A 25,666-nucleotide genomic window follows, 5' to 3' on the forward strand; every position below is an offset into this window, starting at 1 on the left:
TTTCAACCTTAAAAAACTTACTAAGAGATGAAAATATAAATACGTCTAACCCTCACTTACAATATGTACTTTCTCCTTACGTTTATATTACTTTACGTTATTTCAATTGTGATTGGGAAGTTTGTTAAACTTCCTTCGATAGTTTCTGATATTGTAGTTGTAATCTTAATATTTACAATTTCATTCTGGGGAGGAATTGAGGTAAGTGGGAGTACAATTCTTTATGTTTTACTTACTTCATTAGCTACTTCGTTAACAATTGTAGTTGTTACATATTTTATGGGAATCTTCTTTACTATTTCTGGTAAATCTGAGTGGAGAAAAATAGATTGGAAAGGACAAATAAAGTATCTTACTCCGTTAATCCTTGGATTAATTTTAGGAATATTTGTGAAGATAAACGTAAACTTTGATGAAATAATTGATTATGAACTATATGCTTTAGTTATAGTTATAGGATTGCAAATAGGAGAAAGTTTGAAGATTAATATTTTAAAGAGAATATCTGGATTAGCTGTAATTTCTATTGTGATTGACGTTTTAGGAGCAGTTGTCTCTGCTATTCTATTATCTCCTTTTTATCCTTTCAAAGAGATCTTACTTACTGCCTTAGGTTCTGGTTGGTATTCCTATACTGGTCCTTTTTTAGCTAAATATTATGGACCTACAGTAGGAGTATTTGCTTTTTTAGTAAATTTTCTTAGAGAACAACTTACTTTTCTTTTAGTTCCCTTATTTTTTAGGGTTAAAGCATCTCCTATAGGTGCTATTGCTGTTGGCGGTGCAACTAGCATGGATGTAACTTTACCACTTTATGTGGACCTTCTTGGAAATGAATATGCTATAGGAGCCTTAGTTAATGGTTTAATCTTGACCCTTCTAGTCCCAGTGATTTTACCATTAATGGTGATTTTATGAAAAAGTGGCTAATAGTTTTTATATCTTCCTTATCTTTCTTTTTAAGTTATTTTTCAAGAATAGCTTGGAGTATTGTTTCAGTATATTCCTCCCTTAAACCTACAGTCGTTGCAGATGGTATAATATTTTCGCTTTTCTTTGCTGGTTATATTATAGTTCAAATACCAGCAGGTCTTCTGTCTGACTTATTCCCTCCAAGGAATATTGGTTTATTAAGTTTAGTTGGACTTAGCATTTCTTCATTTCTTTCTGGAGTTGCAAATTCCATAGTGATAGAGTATATAGCTAGTTTATTAATGGGACTATCTGCTGGTTGGATTTACCCTGTTACAATAAAGATTCTTTCACTTAACTTCTCCCGATCAGAATTACCCATAGCAATTGGATATTATAGCTTAGCTTGGCCATTATCAATTGTTATTGCCGGACTAATTTTACCTTATATAAGTATAAATCTTGGATGGAGATTTTCATATTACTTAATTGCAATAATTTCTTTTGTAACAGCTTTAACTTATTTATCTTTTGATAAAAAAAGAGGAGAAAAATTAAAAAGAGAAATAGTAGTAAAAGATAAAAACGTGATAATAGTTAGTTTAGCTGGCTTTATGTTCTTTTTAGCTTATTGGATAATTACACTTTATGCATACAAGTATTTTCTTTTCATTGGTCTTAATGATTATATAGCTGGATTTGCATATTCCTTATTAGCATTAGCTGGAATCCCTTCTACGATTATAGCTGGTTATATTATAAAAAAGATTGGAGTAAAACTCACGCTATCGTCTTGTGAGTTATTTTACGGTCTTCTTACAATTTTACTATCCTTTTTTATCTCCTCCATTTCTATAATGATCATTTCCACCTTCATGGGTTTCATTAGGTTTATAATTACTCCGGCAAACTCTACGGCAGTTTCAATTATAGGAGGTAAAAAGGCTGGTAGTGTAACTGGATTTGCAAATTTCTTTTGGCAAAGTAGTGGAATTATAGCTCCTTTAGTAGCATCTTTTGTAATACTATCTTTTGGTTACTTTTTCCTTTGGATTTTAAGTGGTATAATTATACTAATCTCTTCTCTCATGTACTTTACTCTTCTAAAAATTTAATTTCTTTTAAATTTTTTACGCCGAATTCATAGAAATTAAATCTATTTAGTAAAATTCCTTCTATTCCAGCATCTCTTGCTCCTTTAATGTCCATTTCGTATATATCACCAATATGAAACCTAGGTTTTCCGAAATTTCTAATCACTAAAGAAAATATTTTAGGGTTTGGTTTTACTAGACCAACTTCAAAAGAGAATATAGTGAAATCAAAGTATTTATTTAGTCCTAGCTTATAAAAAACTTCTTTTCCTCTAGGCGTTGCATTAGAGACTAAAACTAACTTATGTCCTTTTGACTTTAATTTCTCTAAAAAATCTATTACCTCATCATATACCCAGTATTCTTCTCCTCTATCGATTTTTTTAATTTCCTTTACTAATTTTTCATTAGAAGGATTAATTCCTAGTTCATAAAAGAAATCCCTTAAATCAAAGGGATTAACACCATTAGAATCTGGAAAATAATGTTTTGCCATAGTTCTTATATAAGCTTTATATACTTTCTTTAACGAGAATATATAGCCGTTATCTTTTAATATTTCGTAGATTTTTTCATATTTTCTTGGTGTAAAAGCGATTAAAGTATCTCCCATATCTAAGGAAACTATCATTGATTTCTGTTTTCATTATCTCGTAAATTCTTATAAAATTAACCTAAAAGAAATTTTTAAATAGTACAAGTAGAGTTATAACATTTAATTATTGTTTTCATAAAGCTTAAAGGGTATTGAACAAAAATAGTAATAGGTTGCTAGAATTAATAATAATCTTTATATTTCTTGCTCTTTCAGCAGAACTAATAGCTAGGGGAACAGAGAAATTAGAGGCTTTCATGGGACAAGGAATGGCTGGCGGAATTATAATGGGGCTACTTACCGCTTTACCAGAAACAATTTTTGTAATAGTTGCAACACTCAGAAAAGAGCCTTATGTAGCTTTAGGATCTGCCATAGGTGGAAATGTACTTCTATTTACCTTTGGAATTGGATTTTTAGGAATATATTTCTACTTAAGATGGCAAAAAAATCTTAAGATTAATGAGGATTATTCAGTAGAACACAAGTTCTTAATATTAACTACTATTGCTTTAATTGCTATATTGATTTATGGACATCTAAATATTTTTACAGCCATACCGTTGTTAGCAATTTACTTCTATTATGCAACTTATAGAGTAAGAAAATTTGTAAGAGAAGAGAGAGATTTAGATGAAAAAGAAATTCTTAAAGCTGTTATATACTTAGTTGTTGGTGCTTTTATTTTAATATTGTTTTCAGAACCTTTCGTAGAACAAATAGTCGATTTATCTAAGGAACTTGGAGTACCTTCAATATGGTTAGCTTTAATTATTTCTCCTTTAGCTGGAGAATTAGAGGAGACTTTTTCAGCTATAAGGTTAGCTCACTCTTCAGACTCTGGTGGCTCATTAGCTATTTTTGACTTTGTGGGAAGTAAAATAGAAAATGCAACAGTATTATTAGCTGTAATAGGGATTTTTTCGGATATATCATTAATGCCTGGTGTAACAGAACTTATAGCAACAGTTATTGCTAACTTTATTGCAATAATGATTTTAATGGATAAAAAATTAGGAGTTAAAGAAAGCGTTGTGTTACTAGTTCTTTATTTCTTTATCGCTACCATGACCTTATATTTCTGATATAAAAATCTAAATTCATGAGTGCAAGAGATCATTTAGCAAATAAGAGAACCTTTCTTGCCTGGGTTAGAACAGCTATAGCATTAATGGGTTTCGGTTTTGTAATAGCAAAGTTTCAGATTTTTCTTCATATACTAGTTCACCAACAACTTTCTTCAACATCCTTATTAGGTGGAGTCATAATGATTATTATGGGAATTGCAACTCTCTTATACGGTTTTTATGAATATGTAGAACAAGAAAAAGAACTAAAGAAAGAGACATTTACACCTAGGCTTACTCCTATGATAGTATATACAATTCTGTTAACAATCTTAGCTATAGCATTGGTCGTAAGCTTATACGTAAGTGTATCATGAGATTTCAGCATAACCAAAAACTCTAGGCGTTTTAGGTTTAGCGTTAATATTTATTATTATACCTCTTTCTATTGATACTGGTATTTCACCATTTAAGATAATTTCCTCATTATTTTTTATACTACCCATTACTTTTATTCCTCCCGCGATAACATGAACATTTTGGGCATCTGAGGCCCATTTAAATTTCTTAAATTTAATTTTATCAGTAAGTTTTAAGCCTGGCTTAATTAACGCTGTAACTCCTTCAATCTCCTCTAGTTTAACATTTCTTAGTGCAAAACCTATTCTTGTCCCTGGTAAAACACCTTCTTGGTCTTCATCTAGAACTTGAATGCTCTTAACTTCAACTTCTTTCTTCATAGGTAAAGCAATTAATTTATCATGAACTTTTACTTCTGTTAATGCAAAGCCTAAGACAACCGTACCTACACCTTTAACATTAAAGGCCCTATCAATGTAAACATAGCCCTTATCTTTAGGTTCAATGTCAATTTCTTTAAACTCATCAACCATAGATGAAATAGTAAGCTCTTTAAAGAATTTACTAAAATTTTCAACATCATCTGGTAAAACTATCCCTTTAATTCCAGACGCCTCAGCTAATAAAGCAAGTTCAGCCTCAACGGCTGTAATTTTAGGAATTCTTAAATAAAATGTTGTTGATAGTGATAATGCTTCGGCTTGATCTAATAATTTCTGAGGAGATGGAACTAAAACAGATCTTATTAAATCTCCAATTCTTCTATAATAAATTTGATTTTCTGTCTTCTTACCTAATTTTTCAGCTAAATTAATTGCATCATTTTCATCAGACGAAAGGATCGTAATGATTGAACCTTTAAACATAAATGAAAGTAATACGTGGGAATTATATAGTTATTCTTTAAGGCGAAACTAAGCCTCTACAATTAAAAGATTTTTTAAATTCTTTTATTTAATTCTTCTTTCTTTTAAAAGATAATAATCTGTATTACTTGTTTAAGATAAAAACCAAATATACTTAATATGTAAATTATTGAACATTATATGATTTTTATGGCTAAAAGATCTGTAAATTATTTATAAAAACAATTATATTAATAAAATTTACGCATGTTACTTATTATCTTAAAATTTAAAAAGTTACCACTTGAGACTGACTTGATCTAAAATGAACACAAAAGCATTATTAGTAGTATTTCTTCTAATAGGTTTAGTAATTGGAATAGGAGTAGGTTATTTAATTCATCAACCGTCAAGTAAAGTTAAAACAGTTACACAAACAACTACTCAAACGGTAACACAAACATTATCGCAACCCCAGGGGATTGCAATGACTACGGCGACTATAACGATGAAATCACCATTAACTGGTGTAGATGAAAAAGTTACTATAACGGCCTATCAAAATTCTTCTATGAAGTGGTATCAATACACTTACTATAATTATGGTAATTGTTATTTACCATGGTGGACAATAGTAACTTATTATCCTAGTAATTTGCCAAAAGATCCTGCTACCATAGGAAATTGGACAGTCTATGCATATCAGCAAGCTCATGAATCAGTTATTAATATTAATTTCCCTGCAGTGAATTGGTCATTTATGCAGATGAATGCCTTACCATTAAACGCGCCATTTCCAGCATATCAAGCGTTAGGAAATAGGACTGCACCAGTAATCTTAACTCAGTTAGTTGGTGATGCTGTGGGAGTAACATATTTTGATGGAATAATTTATGTTCCATCTGATGCTAACGAACTTTATGCAATAAATGCTTACACTGGTAAATTAATATGGTCAGCAACTACAGCAAACTCAGTAATGAGTAATCCTATAGTAGTTAATACATCAAAAGGACCAATAGTTTATGTATCTGTTGGTGATGCTGGATTTTCAGCTTCCCACAGCATATTTGCTGTAATTACTGGGAATTACAAGAATGTCATTAGAGGTTATAGCTATGGTGCGGTATATGCATTTAATGCAACTAATGGACAATTATTATGGGTTCACTTTGATGATGGTAATGTAATGCCAACTCCAGCTTATATAGATGGTTTATTAATTTATGGTGATGGTTCTGGGCATATAGTTGCATTAAATGCAACTACTGGACAAGTAGTTTGGAGGGATTATGTAGGAGTATCAGCTTTTGACTCAATGAGCTCAACAAACTATTATGTATTTCCTAATGGAACAACAATAGCAATAATGGGTTTCACATTAGCAGTACCACCTTATGGAGAATTAATAGCTATCAATGTACAAAATGGTGAAATCGTATGGCATTTCACTTTGCCTAAAGGTTATACTCCATTTAACACTGGTATGGGTGATGTATCACCAGCAGTTGATGAGAAAAACGGAATTGTAGTACAAAGTACAATTGTAAACTTCAATAAAACTAATAGGACTGTTGGTTTTGCAGTATTTGCATTAAATGCTACTAATGGAAAATTATTATGGATAGAACAATTAGCAAGAGGTTATGTACCACCAGCATTTAAAGGAGGAGTACCTACAATTTACAACGGAGTAGTATATGTAGGTACTCCAGTAGCTAATGAGGTATTTGCATTAAATGAAAGTAATGGAAAAGTATTATGGGTTGCAAAGATTCCAAATGTTCAAGGACCTCCAAGTGGAGCTGGTGGTGGTAGAGCTAATCCAGTAATTATTGATGGGTATTTAATAGAACCAGCCGGAGCTTATATAGATGTATATAATGCAAGTAACGGAATGCTAATAAAGAGTTATTACGTAGGAGGTAGGTTTGGAATAGTTAATGCTGTCGTAGTTGGTCAAACAGTATTTGTAGATAATAGCTATAACTGGGTATTTGCAATACCACTCTCAGATTTAATTTAACTTTCATTTTTCTCTCCTATTCATATTTTCCCTTTTTTATCATGCCAGTCTGGGTAAAAATAGGAACTCTAGACGTAATATTTCCAGATGAAGAAAGTATGATGAGAGTACTTAAAGAATCTGGAATAGATCTTAATGATGTGATAGTAATAGAAAAGATGAAGGAGGATAAGTAAGGCTACTTAATTAAGCTAAGTAAGTAATCTCTTGTTTTTTCATCCTCACAGAATATGTAAACTCCTCTTATTCCTCTCGTAAGCATAATGTAGTATCTATTCTTTAGCAAAGTTAATGCTCTATCTTTATCTTTTTTAGCAATTTGTTTAAGTGAAAATCTATTCCCGCCTACATTATCAGTTATTACACTTGGATTTATTTCCCATTTTTCTCTCCAAACTAAATCTCTTCCCCAAACTACGCCTACATAATCAGCCTCAAATCCTTGAGCACCATAAACTGATGCACAATATGATAAGGGATCAAGTTGTCCACTCCAATACCTTGGGTATTCAGTTTTTGCATCCATTAGCCAAGTTATATGTAAGTTCTTTCCCTTATATAAATCAAAGCCAGATTGCAAAGGATAGCCGATTCTAACGTTTTTTATCGATTTTTTATTCTTTAGATCCCCTTCCGATTCAGTAAATGCACAAACCAATGCTTTCTTCCCTGGCTTTTCTCTTAATTCGTTTAACATAACCTCAATGTCAGTGAAAACTTTGAAGAACGAACTAGGTAGTTCAACTTTTTCACCATTTAATAACTTCTCGATAAGAGAAGTGTAGGGCATTCTGAAAGAGCCTGTCAAACCTCTTTTTTCGACGATCGAGTATTTACTAGCAATAGACATGAAGTTTGCTTCTGTGCCTTCTTCTTCACCAAGTAAAATCTGCTCTTCATCAAAAAAGTAAACTTTTACCTTAGCCCTTTTCTGAGTATTCTCAATAACTTTAGTTGTCATTCTTTGAGCTTCATCAAAAACTGCTAAATCATGAGTTTCATTATAGCCATCATCACCTATTCCAGCTGGTTTAACTCTACCAGTAGAATAAAATCTTATCAATCCCGTTAAAGGTCTAGTTTTGTAATGTTTTTCCAAAATGTATTTTAACGTATTTAATAACCTATTATTTTTGTATCCAAGAACTACATTATATCCATGTCTTAATGCCTCAAAAAATAATGTTATTGCGACTAATGTTTTCCCGGATCCACTACCTCCTTTAACTAAGTAAGTTTTATCTATATTCTTTTTTACAGAATCGAGAATGTCTTCTATTAGCAGTAACTGTTCTTGTGTTAATCCGTAACCGTTTGTATAAAGAGTATTAGTAAAATCTGATAGTATCTGCTGATCACTTATTCCTTGTAGCAAAGAAATAAGATCTTTAGTAATTGTAAGTATACTATTTATGAAATTGTAAATCTTATCTTGAGAGGGCAAAGTTAGTTTATCAATTTCCCTCTTTAATTCATCTGGTTTTCTAATAATTAAACAATCCTCTGATGTGCTATAATCGCTAGTGTTATAAAGAAGTAAAATTCCTCTGAACTTAATCTTCATAGGATGGAAATAATTCAGTTTGCTCACATAATTTTTCAATTGAATGCAAGGATCTTGTCTTAACTGTCCGTCTGCTTCTACAGTATACTCATCAATCTTTTTTACTCTTCTCCATCCTTTAGCCTCAACGACAATTCCTTCATTGTCGTTAAGGAAAATAAAATCTGCATACTCTGAAAAGATTGGATACTCAGCAATTACTGGATGAGTAATTTTTGATTTTAAGAGGAACTGAAGGGAAGATTTCCATGAGTTTACTCTCTCTATTTTTGGTTCTTCGTTAAAAGTATTTTCATATTCACTAATCATCGTATTAACCATCTCATCAAGGCCGTCAAGTTTGTAAAATACTACTGGTAATACCACATAATTTCTATTATACTTACAACATATAAAGATTAAGAATGTTAAACTCTTAATGTGTGAGGCAAATATTAATTTATGAGACTAATTTCATGGAACGTAAATGGGCTAAAAGCAATTATAAAAAAGGGATTCATAGACACTATAAAATCTTTTGATGCTGACATTTTGATGTTCCAAGAGATTAAGACAGATAAAATCCCAGAGGAGTTAAAGGATTTAGGATATGAAATCATAATTTTTCCTTCAAAAGTTAAGGGTTATAGTGGAACAATGACAATGACTAGAGTTGAACCATTATCAGTTATTTTAGGCTTAGGTAAAGAGGAATTTGATAATGAAGGAAGAGTTATCACACTTGAGTTACCAGAATTTTACGTTATAAATGCTTATTTTCCGAATGCAGGTGGGGCTGAATTAAAAAGACTTGATTTTAAACTTTCCTTCAATCGTGAATTTGAGAGATTTGTCCTCTCTTTGAAAAAGCCAGTTATTGCTTGTGGTGACTTTAATGTTGCTCATCAAGAGATAGATATAGCTAGGCCTAAAGAAAATGAAGGTTACGCAGGTTTTACTAAAGAGGAGAGGGAATGGTTTTCTCATTTCCTTGAACTTGGTTTCATGGATACATATAGATTATTTGTTAAAGAAGGAGGGCATTATTCGTGGTGGTCATATAGATTTCATGCTAGAGAAAAGAATATTGGCTGGAGAATAGATTATTGCGTAGTTTCTAAAGAGCTTGAGAAAAGAGTGAAAAAGGCTGACATATTAGAAAAAGTTATGGGTTCTGATCACGCTCCAATTTTATTAGAAATAAGCTAACAAATCTTATTTCCAAAGCGCTCAGAATAGGTTGAGACATAGTTAATGACATATTTTAATTACTTAGACACTAAAACATGGATTGAGTAACGTTATCTATATGTAAATAAGCCTCTAATGATCTGCATTATTGTAGTGACGTTAAAAATTTGCTCTCAGATGAAGCTTACGGCGTCCGCCTGAATAGAGTCATGAAGTGTGAGTTAAGCTGAACACTGTATTTACAATATACACATTCGTAAGAAAAACGTTAGAGTAAAGGATATTGTTTTATAATAAACTAAAGTTTTCTCTTCTTAAATATTCTAACAACATAGACAATCAGAGATAATATAGACCCTATAATACTTGAATAATAAAGTAATGTTGAGTGTAAGACTAATTTAAGTTTTGTAATTTCTACTTTAGCTGTTGCGTTATACTTTATTGGAATTTCAGTGAAATTATTTGTTGTTGCGTTATATAACCATTCCTTTATTATTATAAATGAGTAATCTCCAGGCTTAAGCGAGATAGTATATGGAGATGATGAAGTTACATTAACTATGATTCCATTTATTTGAATTTCACTAATAATATCAGTTTTGTTTTGTGTAATAGTAATATAACCATTTTCGACTAGGGGTGAAATTGAAAGATTTAGTGTTTGGAAATTATACACTAAATGAACTGGTGTTGAGATTGATGCAGTAGTTAAGGCTAGAAGTGTGATAAACATAGATAAAGACAAAAGTTCCAATCTAATCATTTTTTATACCTCCATTCTTAGCATTATTAAAAAGGAGATTATAAGAAGGATCACAGCTAGAATAAAATCAATTAAAACACCACTCATCGCGTAACCTAAGTAAGTTGCATTGGAGGAAATTGCATAAGCTAAAAGAAGAGGGTAAGGATTTAAAAACGACGTAATTGAGAGTACAGAAGGATTTGTAGATAGTAGACTATAGTTTCCAAATCCACCAACGATGAAAATTGATCCTAAAATGAACATTGAGGCTAAAGTTGTTGCCCCATTACTTCTTATTGTTAATGTTAAGAATAAAATTACGTTAGTTGAGAAGAAGTAACCAGCAGTAAATGATGCTGTTAGTATTTGTGTCATAAAGTTCCAATAACCAATATCCATTAAGTAGAATACATTAATTATTAGCCACATGAGATACGGTAAGATAACGTCAAGGAAATAGCTCATCAAAAAGAAAGTTCTTCTCTTAATAGGCATCATAAGAAAAGACACAATACTTCCACTAGTTAAATGGTCTCCAAGGACAAATATTATATTTCTCAAAGCTAAAGCAAAGGCAACAGTTTCTGATAAACTAATAATTGGAATGAAAGCAACAACCAATGCATAAGTTTGAAATCCTCCTTTCTCTAGAAAAGCTGGAATGAAAATATTGCCTATTAATATTGTTGGTAACATTAACTGTAACGTTGGATCCTTGTATCTTTCCTTGAAAAGGATTTTGAATACGCTTATTGTGCTACTCATTGTTTTCACCGCTAAGTTTTCTAAATACATCATCAAGACTAGTCTTTCTAACGTTAAGTATTTCTATTCCATTATCATCTAATATATCAACAATTTCCCTTAATTTTCCTTTTATTTTTATATATGCTCCTTCAGAGACTGGATTATATTTTTTGAGTACTTCCAATGCTTTTTCCTTATCTTTAACCAGTAAAATTATTTCCTCAGAATTAAATACTGATTCAACCTCATTTATCTCCCCTTGTGCTGTTACGATCCCGTCGTTGATAAATACAACATGAGTTATTACTTTTTCTAATTCTGAAAGGATGTGAGAAGATATAAAGAAAGTTACGTCATATTCCTTGTTTAGTTTCTTCACTAAGTCATAAAACTCAATCCTAGCCTTAGGATCTAAATTTGCCGTTGGTTCATCAGCTATTATTAATTCCGGGTTTTTGATAAGTGCAGCTATTAATTGTATTTTTTGTGCTTGCCCAGATGAAAGTTGAGAAATCTTCTTTTTCAAATGTTCAGTTAAGTTGAATTCCTTAATGAGAGACTTCAGATCACCGTGATAAATAGAATTTAAATCATTAAGATATTCCTCAACTGAGTCATTAGGAGGGTAAGGCAATTTAGTAAAGATTACTGATACCCTCTCCTTAACTCTGGGATTATCCCAAGGATCTTCACCTAGAACTCTTACAATTCCCCCGTCTTTTCTTAGTAAACCGGAAAGGATTTTAATAGTTGTAGTTTTACCCGCACCATTTGGACCAATAAAACCTGTGATTGAGTTTTTAGTAACAATAAATGTAACCCCTTTTAATACTGGTTTTTCGTTAAATTTCTTCACTACATTAATAAGTTCAATCACATGGTAAATTTCCATGAGAAGTTATAAATGTTTTAGTAAGTAGAAAATTTCTTTAGTTAATTCTTTTACATCTTCTGTTACTATATATCCTTTTATTGATTTAAGCTTCTTAATTGCTTCTTCATAATTATTTACTTCTCCATTTTCAATCCATTCACAGAGTGCTTCTAAGGCAACTTTTTGTGTTAAGCAAGTAGTTGGAGAGTATCTAAGGATTAGTTTTCCATTCTCTTTCTTCCATAAAAGTTGTACAAACCCTTTCTCTGTCTTTATGAGTTCACAATTATATCCTTGTATATCTTTAGTTTGATAGATTGGTCTTAGGATAAAATCTATAGCTTTTTTCCTTCTCAATTTTAGGGTCACCCTAAAATAATCATAGCTAGTGTTTAAATATTTTGCTTTGCTAAGTGAAGTGAATTTTTAACGTGTGAAAAGGTAAATTATTTCTATGAATTTCTTAATTATTTCGAAATTCATTTACGTAAATATTTCCTCAAACCTTTATATAGTAAATGCTTCAAACTTATACCTATTAGTGAACACTATGGTTGTACTTGAAGGATGTCCTCTTTGCTTCAGAATTAAAAAGTCATGAAATAAGAAGTATGCTTTCTACTTTAACTAAATTATTGAGAGAAAACGAGTATAAAGATTTAGCTAAAGAGATAGAAGAGTTATCAAGAGAACATAGAGATAAACTAAAAGACCTTGTAGATTCTTATATTGATTCACATTATGAAGATATTGAGTATGATAAAACACAAGCTGACGAATTGATAGAGTTGGTGGAAAAGATCATAAGTAAACTGGAAGAGGTAAGTAAACGTGCTAAGCTGGGTGAAGGATAGGTTTAAACATCTTTCTAGATGGGGAGAACATGCTAAAAATATAGCTAAGACTCCCAAAGAGATTTATCCTAATGCTGAGGTTTATGTTTTTCGTGGAGTTGCTGAAGATAGGATCACAGTATTAAGTGATATAGATATATTAATCGTTTTTAATTATAAGTTAGAAGATAAAGAAATAATGAATTTAAGAAAGAGAATTTTCTTTAATGCTGTTGATAAACACGGTTTGCCCTTTGATTCACCAGTTAAACTTCATGTCGTTGATGATGATAAAGCTAAGTTATATTTTACAATTGCAAAGAAATTAATTAAGGTGGATTAAGTCCTCTTACATATATCATTAAATGAGAACAGTGCATCAATTGTCCCTTCGTTTAGGCACAAAGTTAAGAAAACTATAATTTCTATAAGAAGATACAAAGAAAAGATCATATAAATTAATACCAAAATAGAAATAATTTATACCACGGGTACTCTCCTAAACAAATAAGAAAGTAGATTTATTATAACTTTAAATCGTTATACGTTAACGAAACGTTAGTAAGCCTATAAGTTTTTAATCCATCTTACATTGCCTAAAATAGCTCAAAATTCTCGAAATGAATCATACAAGTATGCAAAATTTTTAACGAAAGATTAATTATTGAACGTTACTGTAACTCCTCCTTATCAATTAACTTTTTCCTAAAATTTAATTAATCTGTTCATAAATTAAAGATAGTAAAATTTTTAAACTTTAGGGAAACCCTAATATATGATGATAAGTATTTCTGAATTGCTAAACCCACCTGAAGGATTAAGTGTTGGAGAAATACTACTAATATCTTTAATTCTAGGAATGTTACATGGTGCTACTCCAGATGAACATACATGGCCTATAACGTTTAGTTATGCAATTGGTAAATATAGTACAAAGGGAGGAATGAAAGCTGGTTTTCTATTCTCACTAGGATTTACTATTCAAAGAGCATTCTTAACTACTATAGGATTTATCGGATTAGCTGCAATATACAAGGAATATAACTTGGATGGGCCAGTCTATTTCGTTGTAGGTATAGTTATGGCTATTGCAGGTTCATATATCTTGAAAGGAAAATATTTACATTTACCAATAGACAAACTCTTACATGGAAATATTCATGAGGAAGAAGAAAATCAATTAAGAGATGTTCCATTAAAGATGACTATAGTTCATGGTTTAATAGCAGGTTTTGGTTTTGGGGCATATGCAAGTATAATTACTTTTGTCCTAGCACCACAAATGCCGAGTATATGGTATGCTCCATTACCAGGAGCATTATTTGGAATAGGTACTATGATAATGCAAATCATATTCGGAGCATTATTTGCAAATATAATGAAAGTGAAGAAAATGACAGAACAAGAAATAACCTATATTGCTAGGAGGACTGCAGGTAGGACATTATATTATGGTGGTCTAGTCTTTGTGATTGCCGGATTAGCAATAATTGCTTTTCCCTTTATCGATAATTGGGCAATATCAACTGGAAATCCTATTCCTAACTTAGATGCAATAGATATAGGCTTTCTACTTGTAGTTACTGTAGTAGGATTAATAGGGCTTACAAGTATTATATCATCATATAGGGAGGTTATGAAAAGAAAAAGCAAGGAAGTTAAGGGAGAAGTTCAAAGATAAATTTTTTATGTATTATTTAAATCTCTTTTTGCTTATTATTACAATTGCTGTTACTATTGTCAGTAAAGTGGAAATAATATTAAGCAAATTAAGTTTAAGTACTATTTTTTCATTTACTGGTGATTCAACTGTTATCGTTGCATTATTGTTAGTAGTATATGTTCCTATCCATTTTGCTGAATAATAAAACGGAACAACCTCATATAACGTTATTTTGCTTCCTTTAAACGCCCAAAATGTCTTTCCGTTAATGTTAACTAAATATTGTTGTAAATAATAGACTGTAATATTTAACGGAGATTTAACACTAATGTTTAATGATGGAGTTGCATTATATATGGCGTATCTAGTTGTGGAGTTAATATAATATGTAATGTTTATAATCCTTATAATGTCATATTCGTTATACCAACCTGTTAATAAACTCTCATTTGTATTGTTTACAAATGCGTGAACTGGAAGGTTTGACTTAACAGTGATAAGATACTGTATTCCCCACTTAGCATAGTACGTAAAACTTTTATTTATTGTTAGATTTTCTGGGTTAAGCAAGGCGTATCTCTCTTCAGTTGAAATCATCTTATATTGGAATGGTATTTCAATTCTCTCAGAATTATTAAACCAACCATTATTAAGTGTAATTTGTTTTCCATTTACTATTCCAACTAATGGGAAGGATGAATTAAAGAATATATAGTATTGCATGATTTTTAGAAAAGTTATGTTATAGGGCTGTGTTACTATAAACTTAATGTCTGAAGGTATATACATTATCCTTTGCGTTATAGAGATATATTTAAAGTAAGTCTGATTCAACGTAATTAAGGAATATATGTTATACCAATTTGATGTAAAGTTTTCTTTACTGCCATTTAATTCACCTATAACACTCATTTCAAAATAAACGTAAAACTGGACAGTAGCATTGATTATGATTTTCTTAGGAGAATTTACAATAATTATTATTGGTGTTTTATTATAAATATAAATTCTTTCAAATTTTCCAACATATTGCGTATTTTGAGTTATTTCAATTTTTTCAGATTCATTATACCAACCAGTATTAAATACAAAAGTTTTTCCATTAATTGTAGCATTTACAGGGAAGCTAACTTGAATAAGATATTGTGTTAGCCAATTAGCAGTATAATTAAATGATGACGTAACAGTAATATTAATTGGGTTTAATAGAACTTCCCTTTGTCCATAAGAAACATTATAAATCTGGTAAAATATGACAATTCTTAAACTCTCATTGTACCAACCAGAACTCAAGTTTATAATATTATTATTAATTTTAGCTAGTAAAGGATATTCGGTTGTTATGTTAACAAAATATTGTGTTAACCATTTAGCAGTATAATTAATGGGAGAAAGTATTTGAAAAGAAGTTGGATTCAGTAAAATTTCTCTTTGAAAGGAATTAATATAATAAGTTTGCTTAGGAATATTTACAACACATGATGCATTAAACCAATTTGAAAATAAGGTCAATTTATGTCCGTTAATAAATGCATATAATGGATAGGCCGAATTTATCTCAACATAGTATTGTAATACTTGGTTAACATAAATACTAACATTTTGAGTAATTTGGATATAAGTTACGTTGGGGTACAATGCGTATCTTTCTAAAGAAGAGATATAAGTATAGTTCACTGGTGGAAGTAAAATTATAGTACCATAGTAATAAAATCCACTTCTCACTAACATTAGAGTTCCATTGACTAATCCCCACATAGGTATATTTATATAAAGAAATAATTTCTTTGGCTGAATTTTATAATGGACAACTAAAAGATAATAGTTATTGGTTAAAGAAAACGTTGTTTCAGTTGTATTATATTCTTGATTTGAATAAGGTTCAATTACTGTAACCATGTATGGAGTAATAAAATAGTTTTGCTTCACTATCGGGTAAATAATTACTGAAAGACTACTTGGAGAGGTAAACGAAATATAACATGAAAGCCCATAATGATCTGAAGGATCATAGTTCTTTAACATATTATAGGAAAAATTATATCCATTAATATTATAGGTTGAGTTGGCTATAACAGTAACCTCAGTCCAACCTGGAATAAGAGGAGTAAAGAAACTTGTTAAAAATGTAGGATTAGGAGTGCCAAGGGTAATCTGAACAAATCCCTTATTACCCAAAGATGCTTGTAAATTAGTTGCTGATTCTTCAGTATCAAAACCATAATCGTAAACTTGTGGAAAAGGTGAATATAAGTTAGGTTGAACCTCATAAAATATACCTAAAAGCGAGTCCATCTCTGAAAATGATGCCGATCCTCCGTTTCCACTACCTCCCCATACTAGTTCAATGCTATACGGTAATCCAGCACCTGTATAAGAGGAGGAAATGCAGATTGTTGCTGACTGTAGATTCTGAACTTGAATAGTAACTTCATCATATGGTGTACTTGTGGGATTAGATGGCGTTCCATATCCAATTGTGATAGTTAAATAAGATGTTGAGTAGGACAAAGAGATAAACAGTATGTAAGTTAAATGTGTTGAGTAGTATTGTGGCGAAGTAGAATAAGAGTAGTAAGTTACTACATGGCCATTTATATTGGTAGAATACACATTCCCATTTCCGTGTATAAGATTTGAAGAAATATTAGCGTAAGAATATGTGAAATTCCATATTTCATCATTAAAGTAAATTTGATTATTATTAAATTCAATAATATTCTGTACCCAATAATCATATATTTGTCCAAAGTAGTTAGTAGCCTTAATAACTGCATTAAATTGTAATGAGGCAGAAGATGTATCAATACTGGAGATATTAACATAACCTAATACTTCGTTTGTGCTTATTGGGGTAGAAGATATACTAGATACTCCTATAGCATATTTATTTGATGGAATATATCTTGGTTCAGCAGTTAATTGAGTTGAGTAACTAATTGGGATTAATGACATTAAGATAAGAATCAAGAATAGCAAATGAATTTTCATATATAAACCTTGAAATTGATATTTTTAAACTTTACACTACTAGAAGAATTAAGGATAGTATTGCGAGGAATAACAGAAGAAAAATAAATGCAAACAGAATAACATCACTAACTAATGGTTTTAAATATAGAGTAAAAGTTAATAGTCTTAGAATTAATGCTGGTAACATATAAAAATATAAAAAAGAATAGCTTAAATATTTTATATGTTGCTTTCTTTTGTCTCTTCAAGTATCTCTTCAATTGCTTGTGTTCTAAATCCACTATTTACGGCCCAGAAATAGAATAATAATATTATGAGTGCAGCTACTACTGTATCCAATGGGAATGGTATAACTGTGTCTAAGCCAAATCCTCCAAAGTATGACAATACATATATAGCAATAATGAAAAATATTAACCACCAACCAGCATTTATCTCTTTCTTTACATCTCCACTTACATTTCCAAGGAGAAATAACACGTTAGCAGCTAACATTCCTAGTATTCCTAATATGTAGATGGCAAAAGCAAGATTATTAGCTACTGATAATCCACTTGTTGCATTAAATAATCCAAAAGCTAATAACAAATCAGCTACAAGATCTAATACTCCAATTATTGATGCATATGTTCTATTTACTCCTAACATCTTGCTAGCATAGAATGCAAAGAATAAGGGCAATCCAAGGAAAATTCCAGTAAAGACGTAGAAAAGTACAGCAAAACTGGACCAATATACTATTAATCCAGATGCTAAGGTAGCTATAGGTGCTATTATTGCTGCAGCTGGAAGTTTAAAAGGCCTATTTAATTCTGGTGCATGTTTTCTAAGTACAGCTAGACTTATTCCTCCCATAATGTAAGTTAATACAGTAGCTGACGATATGAAGCCAACTAATGCATACCATGATGGGAATGGTAATAAGAATATAGCTCCAATAATTAAAGATGCAATTAATGAAAATGTAGGTATTCTTGTTTTTCCTATTTTAAGGAATATCTCTGGTAAATAACCATTACTTGCAAATGCGTAAATAGTTCTTGTAGAAGTTCCGGTATAGATCCATCCAGTTCCTGATGGGGAGATTATGGCATCAATAACAAGTATTATTCCCCATATCGAGAAGAATGCTAATATTGGACCAGCAACTGGAGCAATTTGTAACAATATCAAGAAGGGTGCTGAAGAAATAGCAACACCAGAAGATGTTACAGCATTGCCTAGTGCTGTCCAATTACCTGGAGTAACAGGGACTAAAGTTCCAGATTCGTTTAGATATAATTTATTCCAATCTATCCCTCCTACGAATGCAACTTGAAGTAAAGTATATAATGCTAATGCAATAAGTAAAGATCCTATTACAGCAAATGGGATATCTTTCTGTGGATTTCTTCCTTCTCCACCGTACTCAACAGCTTGCCTAAAGCCTAAATATGAGAATATTACTCCAGTAGTAGGTATAGCAAAAAGAACTGCGTTAAATCCATAAATTCCTGAAGGACCTTTAGCTACGTACTGAGGTGCTGGGAAGAAACCTGTAACTGTAAAGTTAGAGGGATGAAAATCAAAAGCTAAGATTATGAGCACTGTTAAAGTTGGAATAAGTAATTTCCACCATCCAGCACCATGAGTAACTTTACCTAAAACATTTACGCCGAAATAATTTAAGAAAAAGAAGATAAGCAGTAATGCTATCGCTAATCCAATACCTTCTCCAGTTAATAAAGTTACTGGAGCACCATTGAAGTACCCAGTATAACTCAATGAAGGAACGTAGGATGCTACATAGGTTACAACAGCTTCAGCCTCTATGGCGGGTACTGAGGCAGCTGAAAGGAAATAAGCCCAAGTTATTAAATATCCAACAAGCCCTCCGTGAGTATAGTGTGGATACCTAGTAATTCCACCACTTTTAGGAATAGCAGCCCCTATTTCAGCATAAGAAAGTCCAACAAATAAAACTAGAATACCAGCAACAATCCAGCTTAAAACTGCTGAGCCTCCTGCATATTCTGCTGTACCTAATGATGCAAATAGCCATCCAGAACCAATAATTCCCCCTAGAGATAAATATAGTAATTCAAATTTACCTAATGATTTTCTTAATTGTTTATCAGATGAAATGCCTAGATCTTTTGCACCTTTAGTTTCTCTTCCAGCCATCAAAATATATAGTTCTAAATACTTTATAAATATTCATGTACTAAACATGATAAATTATGTAGATTTAAAAAAGATAGAGAGTTTTAAGTAAACTATAATTTTTGATTTTAAATGTTTGGCTAAAAACATTTCATTACAAGTATTCCCAAACCCCTTTCCCACGATAATTATATACAATAGTTTTGTATGCTGTAACGTTTTCTATTGTATATCCTATACCTTCTCTTCCTATACCAGAATCTTTTCTTCCACCAAATGGGAAGTATCCAATACCATGTTTAGGATATTCATTAACATAAATAGCACCAACTTCTAACATTCTTATAGCCTTTCTAATTTTAGTAATATCATTTCCAAATATTGCAGCATCTAAACCATATCTTCTTCCATTACTTAATTCTATCGCCTCATCAATGTTATTAACTTTAGTTATTACAGCAACCGACAAGAATACCTCCTTTTTATAAAGATAAAGATCTTTAATTCTCTCTTTTCCAATTTCAATTAGTGTGGGTTCAATATACGTAGGGCCGAGTCTTTTTCCTCCATAAAGTACAATTCCACCTTTGTCAATAGCATCTTTTACAGCATATTCAAACTCATCAACAGTCCTAGAATCAATAATAGGTCCCATATTAACGTCTGGCTGTCTAGGATCACCAACCTTTACCTTCTTTAACTCTTCTACAATATTAGCTTTTAGCTCTTCATAAATCTTTGGCTCAGCAAATATGAACTTTATTGAATCGCATCTTTGACCAGAGTAGCTCGTTATTCCAGTTACAATTTTTTGTGCGGTTGTTTTAGGATCAGCATCATCTAAAACAATTGCAGGGTCTCCTCCACCTAACTCCATAACATATTGCTTTAATCCACCCACCTTCATTACATGATCCCCAGTTTCGGTACTTCCAGTTAAGGAAATCACTGAAATTCTCTTATCTGAAACTATCTTATCCATTTCACGCCCTGGAACTGTAATTATAGCTAATGCTTCTTTTGGAAATCCAGCTATTTCTAATAATTTTGCTAACATAATTGCTGGTAATGGAGTGGCCGATGCTGGTTTTAATACAAATGCGTTACCTGCAACAGTAGTATAAACAAGTTTGTTAACAATATCAAATAAAGGATAATTAAAGGGAGTTATTGCTAAAACAACTCCTAAAGGTTCTCTCCTTATTATCGCTTCTGCTTCAAGGCTTTCACTACTCCAATCTCCTGGGACGTATTCTCCATAAAGCTTTCTAACATCGAGATCGGCTCTAATTAACCTTTCAATTGCTGCATTTACTTCTCCTTCAGCAGCACTCTTAGTTTTACCATTTCCAATCATTAAGACTTCAACAAAATCTTCCCTATACTTATCGATTAAATCAGCTAATGTATGATATACTTTAAGCCTCCTCTCTCCTGGCATATCCCTAATTGCCCATCTTCCTTTTTTATATAAGGTAGAAAGAACATTGTCTACCATCTCATAGTTCAATTTAGGAACTCTGGCATAAACAGTTAGATCAATGGGAGATTTTATTTCTTCAACGTCTTTTGATGAGACCCATTCGCCAGCTAAATATGTTTTAAAAATTGGTATGCCATCTGGATCTACAGTATATATATCTTTAAATCCACTTAGCTCTTTTAGTGAAACCATATATTATTCTCTCTCTTTACATTTTTATTTTTTCATATCCCTAAGAAACATCTCAATATCTTTAGTAGTAGGTAAATTCTCTTGATCACCTCTTATCATAACATTTAACGTAGAAGCTACGATAGCATAGTCTAATGCTTTTTCAATCTCAAATCCTTTATAATAAAGGGAAAGGAAAGTACCTCCTAATGCATCTCCAGCCCCGGTTACATCTTCTACTAGGACTTGATAACCAGAGGAGTAATATTTCTTGCCGTCGTAGTAAACGATTGCACCTTTTGGACCTAGTTTCATAACAATTATTTCAGCATAATTAGAAAGTTCCTTAGAGACCTTATCAGGATCGCTCTCCCCTACAATAATCTTAGAATCATCTATATCAGTTATCAAAAACTTTAAATGATACATCGAAAGTAACTTTAGAATTTCCTTCTTGGCCTCTTCAGCGGACCATAATTTCAATCTAATATTTGTATCAAAAGACCTAGTTGATGCTAATTCAAAAGCTTTATAGACTGCTTCTTTAGCGGTAGTTGAAATTGCTAAAGTTATTCCAGTTGAGTGAACTAAAGTAGCTGATTTTATGAAGTTTTCGTCAACGTCCTCCGGGGAAAGTTTGCTTCCAGCACTCCCTTTTCTATAATATATAGAATCACTTTTGTAAGGAACTGGGTAATGTCTTTGAATGAAAAATATTCCAGTAGGTGCTGTAGGGTCAATTTTTATATGAGATACATCTACTCCTTGTCCTCTTAACCATTCAATTGCATTATAACCAAATTCATCGTCACCTACTCTTGCTATTATCCCACATTCATTACCTTGTTTTATAAATGCTACACAATAATTTGCTTCGCTTCCTGCAACATGTTTTTCAAAATAATTTACATGACGTAATGGTCCCGGTGTTAACGAATTAAATTCTATGAGAATTTCTCCAAGGGTAACTAACTTTACCATAAATAAAAGTTTATAAAAAACCATATTATCTTTTTCTCTCTCATAAAACTAACCTTTCTATTTCCTTTTTTATAGGTTGGACTTCATTTAGTAATGCTTTTACTTCATCATCTTCTAGAGGGAATATTGGTCCTCTGGGATAACCTACATCGTAACCGAGAAATTCCTTAACTAAATAATATATGGAGGAAAGTTGACCATATTTTCTACTAATATCTAAGACTTTGTTAACTAATTTTTGTAATTCTATTGCTTTATCTAATTCTTTTTTTGAAATGTATTCCTTCATTTTTCTCATTAAATGAGGTAAATAGTTAGATACTGCTGTAACACTTCCATCTAAAGAAAGTAAAGAGTAATATACTAGGGAATCAGAACCGTTATAGACTTTTAGATTAGGCATTAAAATTTTGTATTCTAATGAATGAGCTAAGTCTTGGTTCGTATCCTTTAGGCCCGTCATTATATCCTTTATCTGATAGAGGGTTTTTGCTGAAATATCATATCCAGTAGCTAAAGGATAGTTATAAAGATATAGAGGGTGAGGAGAATATTTGGAAATTGTTAAGAAATATTTAAGTATCATTTTTTCTGGAATTCTAGGGAAATAGTATGGTGGATAAGATGCAATTCCAATTATGTCATAATCCTTTGATGCTTTAACTAGATCTATTACGTCGTTAATATTTAAGCTACCTACTTGAAATATGATCTTGTTTGTAACATCATAAATAGCTTTTAAGTTCTTTAATTTTTCTTCTTTAGAAAGAGCGGGACCTAAACCAGTAGTGCCATTAACAAAAAGTATATCTATTCCATTTTCTATTAGATATTTTGCATGATTCTTTAATTTTTCAACATCTACTTCTCCTTCTTTTGTAAATGGTGTAAGAATTGGAGTTACTATTTCCATACTTAAATTTTAGTACAGTTATTAAAATACCTAATCAAATGAATAAGTACTACCTTATTCTGGTCTTTGGTGGGATAAGTTTTGGCACTGCTTCAATCTTTATAAAGCTTTCTGGGATGACTCCCTCAGCCTTAGCCTTCTTTAGATTCTTTGTAGCTGGCTTGATACTTTCACTTTTTTCAAGTATCAATCCGAGAAAAATTCTAAAATATTCTCTCTTTGGCTTTCTTCTAGCCCTACACATGATAACTTTTATTATTAGTGTTTACAAAACTACAATAATTGATGCTACAGTATTGGTATCAACTTCTCCTTTCTTTGTAATTTTACTTTCTAGATTTACAAAATTTAAAAACACTATTAAGGACGTTATTGGAAGCATAATAGGTTTTTTAGGAGTTATCTTGATAAATTACCCCCTCGAGATCGGGTATTTAATAGGTAACGTGATAGCAATTATTTCAGCCTTTCTAATAGCCCTATACACAACTTTTCTAAGCAATGTTAATGAAGAGCCTCTTTTATTAACTTCATCAATTTATCTTTCATCTTCAATCTTTACCTTTCCAATATTCCTAATTCAAGGATTTGGAAAAGTTAATGAAATTTCAATCTTATCTCTTCTGGGTTTAATCTTCTTACCAACGTTAATTGGACACACTTCAATAATAGTAGCCTCTGGTAAAGTAAAACCACAACATATAGAAATAATCGGTCTTTTAGAGCCAGTCTCAGCATCAATTTTAGCTGTTTTTATATTTAATGAAATTCCTACATTATTTCAGATCATAGGTTCGGCATTAGTTCTATTAGCTGTACTTTACATTTTGCTAAGTTCTTCGAGGTAAGATTTTTCTTTAATAAGCATTTGCATAATCTGAATGAAAGTGTCAATAACAGTGAGATAATGAAATACTTATTAGAGTGAGTAGTATAAGAGAGTACTTGTACCAGAGTTTGTAGCTTTTTAACGACACTTATGTGCAAAATTTTAAATTGAAGATTTATTACTGAATTTTATGAACGCTCGAGAAGATGATTAGAGTTATTATATCAGTAATCTTATATTTTTTAATAAGTAATTAAAAATGTGGAATGCATAGGACTTGAGAATAATAATGAAAAAGGGCCTCAATTATGATATGGAAAATTGTAAAACTAAAGCTAAAGACGAGATTTAGTAAACCCCTTATAATATCTGGTAGCGTGTTTATGATCGGTTATGCTATAAGTATCTTTGCATTTTATCACTCTAAACTTTCTACTTCTTATTTAACTTATTTAACGTTATATCTACTAATGTTCTTATTCCTTACTATAAACCTTATGGCTAGTATAGGTAATCCAATTGGTACCTTTATATATGATAAATCTGACTTTGACTTCCTCTTTACCATTCCACTAGATAAAAGAGATTTTGCGTTAGCTTTCTTTATCTTTTCTATCATTTATAATTTGTTAACATTTTCTTTACCTACTTTCATTCTTCTGGCTTATATCATGGGTATATACTCAATACCGTTGGTAATTTCATTGGCATTTTCATTTACAACGCTTAATGTAATTGCTATTAAACTTTCAAAATATAAATGGATCTTGTTTCTCTTAATCGAGTTATGGTTTCTCTCTTTTCTCTTTAAATTTCCATTATCACCTTTGTCTATAATTTACGGTGAGCCTGAAGGTTATTATACTTATATTGCTTTCTCTCTCTTAACTTTGCCTTTTTATTTCAAATATTATACAATTCCTACCCAACTTACTGTTCTAGCTTTAGGAGAAAGAAGAAGACAAATTGTATTTTCCTCTTCGATTTTCATGTCAATGTTAAGGAAAAACTTAAGAATAGCCGGCTCTATTGGGATTACATCAATAAGATTAAGGGGATATGTAATTATTTCCTTAATATTGTCAATAGTATATTATATCTTTGAGAACTTTTTTAAAGGAAATCCTCTCTATATTAACATAGTAACGTTAGTGATTCATGTCTCTTTCCTTGTTATGATTATGTCGTATGCTCAATATTCCCTTTTGGGTGAAGCAATATGGATTTATATTACTGTTATGGACGAAAAAACGTTTATTAGATATTATATTGCCTCAAAGCTTATACCATTATACCTCGTTCTTCTTCCTTTTATTTTAACATCCGCATTACTAGGAAATCTCAATGAGTTCCTACTAGCCACTTCTATTCCACTTTTCTTTATAACAGCTACATATTCCTTTTTGTATTCCCCATTAATAGTCAAACAAGGGATAGTGATTGAGAAGATGACAGTTAGAAAAATTTTCTTACCTGGAATTGTATACCCCGTTTATATTTTAGTATTATTTGAATTCTTTATTTACTTCCCTCTTTACGTTATTCTCTTCATAGTAGTCTCTAATATAGCATTATTATTTATAAGTTGGAGAAAAGCAGTTGAGAACTACGTTACAAAAGAAGTTTGATCTTTATTATGAAGATGAAAAAATTTCAATATCTTTTGCGAGTATGTT

Annotated in this window: 24 protein-coding genes; 12 read left to right on the forward strand and 12 right to left on the reverse strand. The window is 31.3% G+C overall.

Annotated features, from left to right (window positions below; translation table 11 throughout):
- The first annotated feature begins 63 nt into the window (after nucleotides 1-63).
- The gene (locus tag ACAM25_RS04095) at nucleotides 64-918 is read left to right on the forward strand and encodes a lysine exporter LysO family protein (protein WP_369611067.1); all 855 of its coding nucleotides are present in this window, start codon (nucleotides 64-66) and stop codon (nucleotides 916-918) included.
- The gene (locus ACAM25_RS04100) at nucleotides 915-2,027 is read left to right on the forward strand and encodes an MFS transporter (protein WP_369611068.1); all 1,113 of its coding nucleotides are present in this window, start codon (nucleotides 915-917) and stop codon (nucleotides 2,025-2,027) included. Before ACAM25_RS04095 ends, ACAM25_RS04100 begins: the two co-directional genes overlap by 4 nt.
- Here ACAM25_RS04100 and ACAM25_RS04105 read toward each other — a convergent pair.
- Nucleotides 2,008-2,637 (reverse strand): HAD family hydrolase, encoded by a 630-nt coding sequence (locus ACAM25_RS04105; protein ID WP_369611069.1) that lies wholly within the window; start codon nucleotides 2,635-2,637, stop codon nucleotides 2,008-2,010. The two genes, ACAM25_RS04100 and ACAM25_RS04105, sit on opposite strands and share 20 nt — an antisense overlap.
- 137 nt (nucleotides 2,638-2,774) lie before the next feature.
- On the opposite strand from ACAM25_RS04105, the gene ACAM25_RS04110 reads away from it, so the two are divergent.
- A complete protein-coding gene (locus tag ACAM25_RS04110; protein WP_369611070.1) occupies nucleotides 2,775-3,686 on the forward strand; it encodes a sodium:calcium antiporter in 912 nt (303 codons plus the stop codon).
- A 17-nt stretch (nucleotides 3,687-3,703) separates the two neighbouring features.
- A complete protein-coding gene (locus ACAM25_RS04115; protein ID WP_369611071.1) occupies nucleotides 3,704-4,045 on the forward strand; it encodes a YidH family protein in 342 nt (113 codons plus the stop codon).
- Here the strand turns inward: ACAM25_RS04115 and ACAM25_RS04120 are convergent.
- Nucleotides 4,040-4,894 (reverse strand): translation elongation factor, encoded by an 855-nt coding sequence (locus ACAM25_RS04120; RefSeq protein WP_369611072.1) that lies wholly within the window; start codon nucleotides 4,892-4,894, stop codon nucleotides 4,040-4,042. The genes ACAM25_RS04115 and ACAM25_RS04120 overlap by 6 nt on opposite strands.
- Before the next feature lie 304 nt (nucleotides 4,895-5,198).
- Between ACAM25_RS04120 and ACAM25_RS04125 the strand changes: the two genes are divergently transcribed.
- Nucleotides 5,199-6,899: a PQQ-binding-like beta-propeller repeat protein gene (locus ACAM25_RS04125; RefSeq protein ID WP_369611073.1), complete on the forward strand. Its 1,701-nt coding sequence runs from the start codon at nucleotides 5,199-5,201 to the stop codon at nucleotides 6,897-6,899.
- Nucleotides 6,900-6,940: 41 nt separating this feature from the next.
- The gene (locus ACAM25_RS04130; RefSeq protein ID WP_369611074.1) at nucleotides 6,941-7,075 is read left to right on the forward strand and encodes a hypothetical protein; all 135 of its coding nucleotides are present in this window, start codon (nucleotides 6,941-6,943) and stop codon (nucleotides 7,073-7,075) included.
- Nucleotides 7,076-7,077: 2 nt separating this feature from the next.
- Here the strand turns inward: ACAM25_RS04130 and ACAM25_RS04135 are convergent, their stop codons facing one another.
- Entirely contained in the window at nucleotides 7,078-8,829 is a 1,752-nt protein-coding gene (locus tag ACAM25_RS04135; protein ID WP_369611075.1) for a DNA/RNA helicase domain-containing protein, read from the reverse strand.
- A gap of 75 nt (nucleotides 8,830-8,904) precedes the next feature.
- Between ACAM25_RS04135 and ACAM25_RS04140 the strand changes: the two genes are divergently transcribed.
- The gene (locus tag ACAM25_RS04140; RefSeq protein ID WP_369611076.1) at nucleotides 8,905-9,651 is read left to right on the forward strand and encodes an exodeoxyribonuclease III; all 747 of its coding nucleotides are present in this window, start codon (nucleotides 8,905-8,907) and stop codon (nucleotides 9,649-9,651) included.
- A 280-nt stretch (nucleotides 9,652-9,931) separates the two neighbouring features.
- Here ACAM25_RS04140 and ACAM25_RS04145 read toward each other — a convergent pair whose 3' ends face one another.
- From ACAM25_RS04145 to ACAM25_RS04160, 4 genes are read right to left on the reverse strand one after another with little or no spacing between them, the layout of a single operon-like run.
- Nucleotides 9,932-10,399, reverse strand: coding sequence for a hypothetical protein (locus tag ACAM25_RS04145; protein ID WP_369611077.1), 468 nt, complete (start codon nucleotides 10,397-10,399; stop codon nucleotides 9,932-9,934).
- A gap of 3 nt (nucleotides 10,400-10,402) precedes the next feature.
- The gene (locus ACAM25_RS04150) at nucleotides 10,403-11,146 is read right to left on the reverse strand and encodes a hypothetical protein (RefSeq protein WP_369611078.1); all 744 of its coding nucleotides are present in this window, start codon (nucleotides 11,144-11,146) and stop codon (nucleotides 10,403-10,405) included.
- Nucleotides 11,139-12,020, reverse strand: a complete 882-nt coding sequence (locus tag ACAM25_RS04155; protein WP_369611079.1) for an ABC transporter ATP-binding protein — start codon at nucleotides 12,018-12,020, stop codon at nucleotides 11,139-11,141. The genes ACAM25_RS04150 and ACAM25_RS04155 overlap by 8 nt, the downstream gene beginning before the upstream one ends.
- A 6-nt stretch (nucleotides 12,021-12,026) precedes the next feature.
- Nucleotides 12,027-12,359, reverse strand: a complete 333-nt coding sequence (locus tag ACAM25_RS04160; RefSeq protein ID WP_369611080.1) for a hypothetical protein — start codon at nucleotides 12,357-12,359, stop codon at nucleotides 12,027-12,029.
- 203 nt (nucleotides 12,360-12,562) lie between these two features.
- Here ACAM25_RS04160 and ACAM25_RS04165 point away from each other — a divergent pair, with 203 nt between their 5' ends.
- The 3 genes from ACAM25_RS04165 (at nucleotide 12,563) to ACAM25_RS04175 (ending at nucleotide 14,516) form a co-directional block, all read left to right on the forward strand.
- On the forward strand, nucleotides 12,563-12,856 hold the full coding sequence (locus tag ACAM25_RS04165) for a HEPN domain-containing protein (protein WP_369611081.1): 294 nt from the start codon (nucleotides 12,563-12,565) through the stop codon (nucleotides 12,854-12,856).
- A complete protein-coding gene (locus ACAM25_RS04170) occupies nucleotides 12,834-13,178 on the forward strand; it encodes a nucleotidyltransferase domain-containing protein (RefSeq protein WP_369611082.1) in 345 nt (114 codons plus the stop codon). The genes ACAM25_RS04165 and ACAM25_RS04170 overlap by 23 nt, the downstream gene beginning before the upstream one ends.
- Before the next feature lie 435 nt (nucleotides 13,179-13,613).
- Entirely contained in the window at nucleotides 13,614-14,516 is a 903-nt protein-coding gene (locus tag ACAM25_RS04175; RefSeq protein WP_369611083.1) for a hypothetical protein, read from the forward strand.
- Between the two features lie 12 nt (nucleotides 14,517-14,528).
- On the opposite strand, the gene ACAM25_RS04180 is transcribed toward ACAM25_RS04175, so the two are convergent.
- From ACAM25_RS04180 to ACAM25_RS04200, 5 genes are all read right to left on the reverse strand, one after another.
- A complete protein-coding gene (locus ACAM25_RS04180; protein ID WP_369611084.1) occupies nucleotides 14,529-17,453 on the reverse strand; it encodes a thermopsin family protease in 2,925 nt (974 codons plus the stop codon).
- Nucleotides 17,454-17,690: 237 nt separating this feature from the next.
- On the reverse strand, nucleotides 17,691-19,634 hold the full coding sequence (locus tag ACAM25_RS04185; protein WP_369611085.1) for an APC family permease: 1,944 nt from the start codon (nucleotides 19,632-19,634) through the stop codon (nucleotides 17,691-17,693).
- Nucleotides 19,635-19,767: 133 nt separating this feature from the next.
- Nucleotides 19,768-21,288 carry an NADP-dependent glyceraldehyde-3-phosphate dehydrogenase gene (gapN, locus tag ACAM25_RS04190; RefSeq protein ID WP_369611086.1) on the reverse strand — a complete coding sequence of 507 codons (1,521 nt, stop codon included), beginning with the start codon at nucleotides 21,286-21,288 and terminating at the stop codon, nucleotides 19,768-19,770.
- A 24-nt stretch (nucleotides 21,289-21,312) separates the two neighbouring features.
- Nucleotides 21,313-22,248, reverse strand: a complete 936-nt coding sequence (gene kdgK / locus ACAM25_RS04195) for a bifunctional 2-dehydro-3-deoxygluconokinase/2-dehydro-3-deoxygalactonokinase (protein WP_369611087.1) — start codon at nucleotides 22,246-22,248, stop codon at nucleotides 21,313-21,315.
- 40 nt (nucleotides 22,249-22,288) lie between these two features.
- Entirely contained in the window at nucleotides 22,289-23,161 is an 873-nt protein-coding gene (locus ACAM25_RS04200) for a bifunctional 2-dehydro-3-deoxy-phosphogluconate/2-dehydro-3-deoxy-6-phosphogalactonate aldolase (RefSeq protein ID WP_369611088.1), read from the reverse strand.
- On the opposite strand from ACAM25_RS04200, the gene ACAM25_RS04205 reads away from it, so the two are divergent.
- Nucleotides 23,143-24,009 (forward strand): DMT family transporter, encoded by an 867-nt coding sequence (locus ACAM25_RS04205; protein WP_369611089.1) that lies wholly within the window; start codon nucleotides 23,143-23,145, stop codon nucleotides 24,007-24,009. The genes ACAM25_RS04200 and ACAM25_RS04205 overlap by 19 nt on opposite strands.
- Nucleotides 24,010-24,298: 289 nt before the next feature.
- A complete protein-coding gene (locus ACAM25_RS04210) occupies nucleotides 24,299-25,618 on the forward strand; it encodes a hypothetical protein (RefSeq protein WP_369611090.1) in 1,320 nt (439 codons plus the stop codon).
- Nucleotides 25,619-25,666: the final 48 nt, after the last annotated feature.

The sequence above is a fragment of the Sulfurisphaera javensis genome, from assembly GCF_041154675.1.
In the GTDB taxonomy this organism is placed as follows: domain Archaea; phylum Thermoproteota; class Thermoprotei_A; order Sulfolobales; family Sulfolobaceae; genus Sulfurisphaera; species Sulfurisphaera javensis.

What these genes read in the sequence shown, in the direction of transcription:
- ACAM25_RS04095 (WP_369611067.1), top strand. Translation starts at nt 64, where the DNA reads ATGTACTTTCTCCTTACGTTTATATTACTTTACGTTATTTCAATTGTG.
- ACAM25_RS04100 (WP_369611068.1), top strand. Translation starts at nt 915, where the DNA reads ATGAAAAAGTGGCTAATAGTTTTTATATCTTCCTTATCTTTCTTTTTA.
- ACAM25_RS04105 (WP_369611069.1), bottom strand. Translation starts at nt 2,637, where the DNA reads ATGATAGTTTCCTTAGATATGGGAGATACTTTAATCGCTTTTACACCA.
- ACAM25_RS04115 (WP_369611071.1), top strand. Translation starts at nt 3,704, where the DNA reads ATGAGTGCAAGAGATCATTTAGCAAATAAGAGAACCTTTCTTGCCTGG.
- ACAM25_RS04120 (WP_369611072.1), bottom strand. Translation starts at nt 4,894, where the DNA reads ATGTTTAAAGGTTCAATCATTACGATCCTTTCGTCTGATGAAAATGAT.
- ACAM25_RS04125 (WP_369611073.1), top strand. Translation starts at nt 5,199, where the DNA reads ATGAACACAAAAGCATTATTAGTAGTATTTCTTCTAATAGGTTTAGTA.
- ACAM25_RS04130 (WP_369611074.1), top strand. Translation starts at nt 6,941, where the DNA reads ATGCCAGTCTGGGTAAAAATAGGAACTCTAGACGTAATATTTCCAGAT.
- ACAM25_RS04140 (WP_369611076.1), top strand. Translation starts at nt 8,905, where the DNA reads ATGAGACTAATTTCATGGAACGTAAATGGGCTAAAAGCAATTATAAAA.
- ACAM25_RS04145 (WP_369611077.1), bottom strand. Translation starts at nt 10,399, where the DNA reads ATGATTAGATTGGAACTTTTGTCTTTATCTATGTTTATCACACTTCTA.
- ACAM25_RS04150 (WP_369611078.1), bottom strand. Translation starts at nt 11,146, where the DNA reads ATGAGTAGCACAATAAGCGTATTCAAAATCCTTTTCAAGGAAAGATAC.
- ACAM25_RS04155 (WP_369611079.1), bottom strand. Translation starts at nt 12,020, where the DNA reads ATGGAAATTTACCATGTGATTGAACTTATTAATGTAGTGAAGAAATTT.
- ACAM25_RS04175 (WP_369611083.1), top strand. Translation starts at nt 13,614, where the DNA reads ATGATAAGTATTTCTGAATTGCTAAACCCACCTGAAGGATTAAGTGTT.
- ACAM25_RS04180 (WP_369611084.1), bottom strand. Translation starts at nt 17,453, where the DNA reads ATGTCATTAATCCCAATTAGTTACTCAACTCAATTAACTGCTGAACCA.
- ACAM25_RS04185 (WP_369611085.1), bottom strand. Translation starts at nt 19,634, where the DNA reads ATGGCTGGAAGAGAAACTAAAGGTGCAAAAGATCTAGGCATTTCATCT.
- gapN (WP_369611086.1), bottom strand. Translation starts at nt 21,288, where the DNA reads ATGGTTTCACTAAAAGAGCTAAGTGGATTTAAAGATATATATACTGTA.
- kdgK (WP_369611087.1), bottom strand. Translation starts at nt 22,248, where the DNA reads ATGGTAAAGTTAGTTACCCTTGGAGAAATTCTCATAGAATTTAATTCG.
- ACAM25_RS04200 (WP_369611088.1), bottom strand. Translation starts at nt 23,161, where the DNA reads ATGGAAATAGTAACTCCAATTCTTACACCATTTACAAAAGAAGGAGAA.
- ACAM25_RS04210 (WP_369611090.1), top strand. Translation starts at nt 24,299, where the DNA reads ATGATATGGAAAATTGTAAAACTAAAGCTAAAGACGAGATTTAGTAAA.